The sequence below is a fragment of the Streptomyces virginiae genome (genome assembly GCF_041432505.1).
GTDB classification, from domain to species: Bacteria; Actinomycetota; Actinomycetes; order Streptomycetales; family Streptomycetaceae; genus Streptomyces; species Streptomyces virginiae_A.
The window spans coordinates 1-6,600 of the sequence record NZ_CP107876.1; the positions used below are offsets into that span (position 1 = coordinate 1).

General features: G+C 70.7%; 8 protein-coding genes. 3 read left to right on the forward strand and 5 right to left on the reverse strand.

Annotated elements, in window-relative coordinates; genetic code table 11:
• Window positions 1-834 precede the first annotated feature (834 nt).
• From OG624_RS43465 to OG624_RS43485, 5 genes are all read right to left on the reverse strand, one after another.
• Window positions 835-1,797, reverse strand: coding sequence for a hypothetical protein (locus OG624_RS43465; RefSeq protein WP_331718125.1), 963 nt, complete (start codon window positions 1,795-1,797; stop codon window positions 835-837).
• On the reverse strand, window positions 1,791-2,306 hold the full coding sequence (locus OG624_RS43470; RefSeq protein ID WP_371641024.1) for a hypothetical protein: 516 nt from the start codon (window positions 2,304-2,306) through the stop codon (window positions 1,791-1,793). Before OG624_RS43470 ends, OG624_RS43465 begins: the two co-directional genes overlap by 7 nt.
• A gap of 658 nt (window positions 2,307-2,964) precedes the next feature.
• Complete coding sequence (locus OG624_RS43475; RefSeq protein ID WP_331718127.1) at window positions 2,965-3,237, reverse strand: hypothetical protein; 273 nt, start codon at window positions 3,235-3,237, stop codon at window positions 2,965-2,967.
• A complete protein-coding gene (locus OG624_RS43480) occupies window positions 3,234-4,034 on the reverse strand; it encodes a ParA family protein (RefSeq protein WP_331718128.1) in 801 nt (266 codons plus the stop codon). Before OG624_RS43480 ends, OG624_RS43475 begins: the two co-directional genes overlap by 4 nt.
• A gap of 604 nt (window positions 4,035-4,638) precedes the next feature.
• Complete coding sequence (locus OG624_RS43485; protein ID WP_331718129.1) at window positions 4,639-5,094, reverse strand: hypothetical protein; 456 nt, start codon at window positions 5,092-5,094, stop codon at window positions 4,639-4,641.
• A gap of 212 nt (window positions 5,095-5,306) precedes the next feature.
• Here OG624_RS43485 and OG624_RS43490 point away from each other — a divergent pair, with 212 nt between their 5' ends.
• The 3 genes from OG624_RS43490 to OG624_RS43500 form a co-directional block, all read left to right on the forward strand.
• Window positions 5,307-5,558 carry a hypothetical protein gene (locus tag OG624_RS43490; RefSeq protein WP_331718130.1) on the forward strand — a complete coding sequence of 84 codons (252 nt, stop codon included), beginning with the start codon at window positions 5,307-5,309 and terminating at the stop codon, window positions 5,556-5,558.
• Window positions 5,559-5,830: 272 nt separating this feature from the next.
• Window positions 5,831-6,076, forward strand: coding sequence for a helix-turn-helix domain-containing protein (locus tag OG624_RS43495; protein WP_331718131.1), 246 nt, complete (start codon window positions 5,831-5,833; stop codon window positions 6,074-6,076).
• Window positions 6,073-6,600 (forward strand): helix-turn-helix domain-containing protein (locus OG624_RS43500; RefSeq protein WP_371641025.1); only part of this gene is annotated, 528 nt, incomplete at its 3' end. The genes OG624_RS43495 and OG624_RS43500, both read left to right, overlap by 4 nt.

The following is a 6,600-nucleotide window of genomic DNA, read 5'->3' on the forward strand; positions in this document are numbered from 1 at the left end:
CATAAATGCCCCTTTTGAATTGCGCCTTTCGGCGCAATTCCGCAGGAATTCCCCTTCGGGGAATTCGGTGTGGTTTAGGAATAAGCCCCTTCGGGGCTTATGTTGGGCGGAATTGAATTGCCTCCGGCAATTCAGGCTCTCGGTTTTTGAAAGCCTTTCAGGCTTTCTTGGCTCGCCCCTTTCGGGGCGTGCCGGCCAAGTCACCGTGACCGGTGACCGGTTGGGGGGTGGGTTGGCCGTTGGCCGGTCATGTGGCTGGTGGGAGCCCCTTTCAGGGGCTCAGCTAGCTAGCTTGCCCGCTCGTTGGCTTGCTGGCTAGCCGGTCCTGTGGCCGTTGGCCGATTGCGTGACCGATGTCTTTCGGCCCTGTCGGGCCGTGCCCCTGACGGGGCTTCGGGTGGTGCTCCGTCAGGGGGTGTTTCGTAAACGGGTGGTGGCTAGAGTCTGGGTTTTGCTGGCACCACCCTTCCGGGGCGGCGCATTCCTCGCGGGTGGGTAGGTGCGTGCCGCACCTACTGTGCGAACCTGACGGATAGTCAGTGAATCCGGAATGGGTTTATGGAATACCGAATGCAGCCGGTCACGGCACCCCGGGGCGGGGCGTGACCGATGGCGCGGCGCGGGGCGGGCCGGATCGGTCACCGTGGCCGGTGGCCGTGACCGATGCCGAGAGCGGTGACCGATCCGGCTCCAGGCGTGACCGATTGCGGTGCGCCGATCGGTCAATGCGCAGGTGAGAGGCCGTGACCGGTCCTCTCGCGGGCGCAGAGAGGCCCCCGGTCCGTGTGGGCCGGGGGCCGTCTCACCGCTTGCCGGACGGGCCTACAGGATGCCTCAGTTCAGCACCTGTACTTCCCGGATCTCCACAGAGGTCGCGGCGTCCCGGGTGGTGGTAATGGTGCCTGTCTGGCCCGCTCCGGCCCATTCCACGTCCCATGTGGTGGTGGCGGCCACCTTGTACCGGCCGCCCGTCACGGTGGAGCTGGGGGCGGTGTAGCGGTGCGCGCAGTCGGGGGACATCTGCTTGCCGTACTGGGCCGCGTACGGGGTGCCCGGGGCGGTGCAGACGACCGTTGCGCCGTCGCCCATCGTGTACGTCACCTTGCGCACCTTGCCGGTCGCGGTGACCGTCACGCCGCCCGCCGAGGCCGAGGCCGTGGCCGGCCCCGTGCGGGTGGGGGCGGGGCGGTTCCAGATCCAGACCGGCATGCCGACGACGCCGACGCCGGTCGGGTTGGGGGCGATGCCGATGTCGGCGCCCTCCAGCCGGAGGTTCTCCACGGCCTGCTGCGCGAGCGCCTGGATGTCCACGCCGCCCCCGGCCGGGCCGGTCACCGAGAAGTGGGTGCCGCCCGCCAGCTCCCTGCCGACGCCGGGGCAGATCACGTTCCAGAGCTGCCCGGGGTCCCCCGGTTTCCAGTCCGCCGGGACGCCGTTGGAGTACGTCCAGATCGGATCGGTCGGCGCGGGCTGCGGGTTGAGCACCTGCCAGTAGCAGTGGTCCGCCTGGTTGAAGACGCCCATGTCGTCGCGGGAGCACGGCACCTCCGCCCCGTCGATCTGGCACGACGGCTTCCCCCCGCCGCCGCCCCCACCGCCTCCACCGCCGCCGGTCCCTCCGCCGCCCCCGGGCTTGCCGGGCTTGTTGTCGCCCGCGTGGATGTCGCAGTCCTGCTTGGTGGGCGGGCAGATCACCCCGCCGCCGGGGCCGGGGTCGGCCACCGCGGATTGGGCCGGCGCACCCAGGAGAAGGAGCGCGAGCGCGGCGGCCGCCGTCGCACGGCGCGCGGTCAGCACGTCGCTGCCCGGTCGATGGCCAGGGCCCAGATGACCCACTTCCCGTCCGTCTTGATGGCGGTCAGGTTGTTCACGTGGCGGCGCGGCGCCGTGCCCTTGACCGGGATCACCTCTCCGGTCGACGCCTTCACCTCGTCGTACTTGCTGGAGTCCACGCAGTCCGTCAGCGTGGCCTTCGTCTTGGCCTCGTCGAAGCCAGTCACCTCCGGCCGATACGACAGCTCACCCTTCATGACGGTGCCCTGCTCCTGGTGGTAGAGCATCGTCAGCGTGATATCCCGCAGCGCCGTGTTGCCCGCGTACGTCGCCAACTGCGGATCGCGCTTCGCCGTCCCGTACGTCCGCTCCTCCGCCGACCGCATCGCCCGGTACGCCTCCAGGACGGCCGCCTTTTCCGGCGCGTCCGGGTCAGCGCTCTTGCTGGGGCTGGGCGCCGCTGTAGCAGCCGCAGGAGCCTTCGCGCCGCCGTCGCCTCCCCCGCATCCGGCGAGGGCCGCAGCGAGCGCCACAGCGCCTCCCAGCGCCGCCGCGCACCGCTTCTGTCGAGCCGTCACCATCGGGCCACCCCCGTGCAGTCGCGAACAGATCGCGATCACGGTAACGCGCAGCACAGAGCCCGTCACAGGAGTTGCCGGGCCAGACCGAGCAAACCGCCGCCGCCCGGCCTGCAGAGACCCAACCTCTCCGTACGGCTGACGCGTACAAAGAGGTGTCGTCGTGGCGAGGGGGCTTGCCCACCGGGCCTGACCAGGCACGATGCTCAAGATCGAAAAAGTGGGGGTCCCACTCACGGTCACACCTCCGGTGCAACCCCTAGTGCACCTCTACGTGCAACCTTCCAGCCCCCCTCCGGTGCAACCCTCACGGGCCCCGATCCCGGCACCTTGCCCGGCAGGCTTGCCCACCCCGCCGGACCGGCCGCATGGGGGTGAACGAACCCCGAGCCTCTCGGGAGGGTCACGGTTCGTTCACCCTGAACCGCCGGAACCGGGCCGGAACGGGCGGGAACATGCAGGCCAGCGACCGGTACACGTACCGGAACACCGCCGCAGGCCCGGAACAGGTTCCCGCTGCCCGGTCCCGGTTCCCGCCCGGTTCCACCGCCGTTCCGGCTCGCTGAGCTGCGTGTTCCTCCCGGTTCCCGGGGCGGGCGGCGGGCTGCGCCGGTCAGGCCGGGTGCTGGGCCAACCACTCCCGGATCGCCTGCTCGGTGCCGTCCTGCATCTCGATGCCGAGCAGCACGCAGCGGGACTTGAACTCTCGTTGCAGCTCCGGCGGCAGGTACGTCCCGAACGCCACCCGGGCGGGCTTGCCCGCCCCCCGGGCAGGCTTGCCCAGACCCGGGGCGGTGCCGTCGCCCACCCGGAGCGACTCGGTGCTGGGGGTGAGCGCCGTGTTCGTCGCCGTGCCGGACGGGCGCCGTCGTTCGCGGGGAGTCATGCGGCCGGCACCGCCTTCACGAACGTCTCGGCGAGCAGCTCGTACACCGCCCGCACCTCCCCGGCCCTTCCCCCGGTCACGCCCTCCAGCGGCAGCGCCGACTCATCGACGTCGAGCACCACCGACCGGCGCGGCACCACCGGATCCCACACCAGCGGCCCGAACGTCTCGCGGATGCCGTCGCGCTGGAAGGCGTGCGAGCCGAGCTGCTGGAGGCCGTTGACGACGACCCCGGCCAGCTCCAGCGAGGGGTTCGACAGATCCGCCGCCCGGTGGGCGATGAAGTCCCTCACGCGGATGGCCGCCTCCACCGCGTCGTACTCCGGCGTCGTCACCACCACCGCCACATCCGCCGCCGCCATCCCGAGCTGCGTCAGGTGGAACAGCGACGGCGGGCAGTCGATCAGCGTGTAGTCAAAGTGGCGGTCCACCCCGTCCAGTGCCCGCGCGAGACGCCGGTGCGCGCCGACGATCCCGGCCTCGCTCATCCGGTTCTCCAGCTCCAGCCGCGCCGGGCACAGCGCGATCCGGTCCGCGTACTCCGTCTCCCAGCCGACCGACTGGACCACCTGGGCCGCCGCCCCCACCTCGTCCGCGCGGATCGCCTCCGAGATCGTCAGCTGCGGCGCCGCCGCGTCGAACGTCCACCCCAGCCGCCGCGACGCGTTGCCCTGCGGATCGAGATCCACCACCAGCACCCGGCACCCGCGCTTGGCCAACGCCTCCGCCAGCCGCACCGTCGTGGTGGTCTTGCCCACCCCGCCCTTGTTGTTCCCGACCGCCACCCGTTTCGCCATCACCGCTCCGCCCGCTCGCCAGTAAGCCGGCTAGCAGGCTAGCCGCACGGACACCCCCCGCCCGACGCAACCGGCCGTCTCGCGGACGGGGGGACGGACGGGATAACCAGCGCAAACGCCGTCCGTGGAAACGTCCGCACCGACCCCGGTCCGCCCGGTCCGGGGGAGCGGACCGCCGGACCGGGGGACCGGACCGCCGGACCGGGGGACCGGACCGGCGGACCGGGGGAGCGGACCGCCGGACCGGGGGAGCGGACCGCCGGACCGGGGGACCGGACCGCCGGACCGGGGGACCGGACCGCCGGACCGGGAGACCGGACCGCCGGACCGGGAGACCGGACCGCCGGACCGGGAGACCGGACCGGGCGGACCGGGAGACCGGGGGAGCGGTCCGGCGTCCGGGCGGTCCGGCGCTCGCCTTGGAGTCCGTTCGGCGGCTGCCCCGCCCGCCCGTCCGCGCCCCGTGAGCCGCGCCCGCGCCAGGACGCCTCAGGGGCGGCCAGCGGATCTCTCCGCCGACCGCCCCCTGAGGAAGTGGCCTCGTGTGCACGCGTGTGCACGTGCACGTGTGCACGCGTTACGCGCGCGAGGCCCCGTCGGAGCCTCAGACCACCGTCAACGCGGCGGGAGCCATCACGCCGAACACCCGGGACACCACCTCGCGCGCCCGCTCGAACTCCTCGGTCTCCGTCTCCGACCCGTACACCTCGGCCACCAGCTCCGCCATGCGCGGGCTCCCCGGACCGTCGTAGACCATCATGTGCGTCACCGTGTAGTACCGGGCCATCTCGTCCGACTCCAGCACCCCCGGCGTCGACCACGCCCCCTCGGAGTCCAGGAGCGCCGCCACCAACTCCTCCGGCTGCACGAACAGGCTCACCCGCACCTCGACCCGCTGCTGCCCGACCTCCTCCACCACCGCACTCGGCGGCAGGGTCTCACCCCACGGCGACACGCCCTCCACCACTCCGCCGGCCTCCACCCGGGAGCGGCCCACCGCGTCCCGAACCGACGCCTCAACCGTCCACACAGAAGCCGCGGTACCTGCCACAATCGCCATGTCGGGTTTCCTTCCACACAGTGATCCGACTCAGCTCCGGCGCTGATACGCCGGGGCTACCGGTGACCGCGCCGCTCCAACGGCAGGCCACCAACCGGCCCCCGGCTCCAACCGGGGGCCGCTCCCGTTTCCGGGTGCAGAGCCACCATGACACGACAAGTTCACTGGATACAAGTGCGACATCCAGTGAACTTCATGTCTATACTCGGGACGTGACTGAGATCCCTGAGGAGAAGCAAGCGGCGGCCCTGCGCGCCGTTGCCAACGTGGGCGCGAGACGCGCCGAACTGCTCGCCGAGGCAGACCGCCTGTTGACCGAGGAACTGCGCCCGCTCGTGATCGAAGCGGCCAAGCTCGGCGCCCAGCGCAGCCGGATCAGGGAGCTGGCACGTCTCAGTCCCAACACCCTCTACAAGTGGTTCGAGGAGGCAGGCTTGCCCGGCATCCGGGAGAAGCGCGGATAGAGGCTTGCCCAGCACCCCGGCAGGCTTGCCCATCCAAATTGGAGGCTTGCCCGCGCGGCTGTCTGGGCGTGTCACGGGCCCACGATGCGCAAGCATGGGCCACACAGCACGACGGCCCCGCCAGAAGACGGGGCCGAAGACCGGTCCGGGGGGCCAACCCCGGGTTGCCGGTGCACCTGAGATGGAGGTGCGCTCGTGAAGAGCGTACGTGTATCCCCAGTGGTTCTGCCACACCGCCTGAACATCGCGTCGGCCACGCCGGGGGTGGCCGCATGAGCTTCACCGTACGGAGGGCGTCGGACGGCTACACGACGCTGAAGAACTCGTTCCTGGCCGACGCTCGGCTGACGTTCACGGCGCGCGGCGTGTTCGCGCTGATGAGTTCGTTCAGCGACGCGGAGTGGGAGACCGTCACCGCGGAATCGCTCGCGGCCGGCACCGCGCACAGCGTGGCGGACATCGAGGCCGCGCTGGCGGAGCTGGAGAGCCACGGCTACCTGACGGCGGTGGCCGAGTGAGCGCGCAGCACATGGGCATGGTGCTCGATGCCGAGGGGCTGGACGGCAGCGAGAAGCTGCTGCTGATCGGCTACACGAACTGGACCGACCCCTACGGCTACTGCTGGCCCAGTGAGCAGCGCCTCGCGGACTCCTGCGGGACGTCCCGCAGCACGGTGCAGCGGGTGAAGCGCAAGCTGATCAAGAGGAAGCTGCTGAAGTCGGTGCGCCGGGTGAACAGCAAGGGCGAGCCGATCTCGAACCTGTCGCGGGTGAACCTGCCGATGCTGGCGTCGATGGCCAGGAAGCGGACCGCGTACGACGACAACCTGATCGACGCGATCACCTTCGACGACGACACCCAGGGCGACCCGGAAGCCACCCTGCGCGGCACGCCGGACGATCCGGAAACCCCCTCTGACCTGCTGACACGTCAATCTGACTCATACCCTGAGTCAAATCGACTCCTACCCCGAGTCAAAATGACGCCTACCCCGAGTCAGATTGACTCTCAATCCCGTAGTTATCCCGTAGAGATCCCTCTC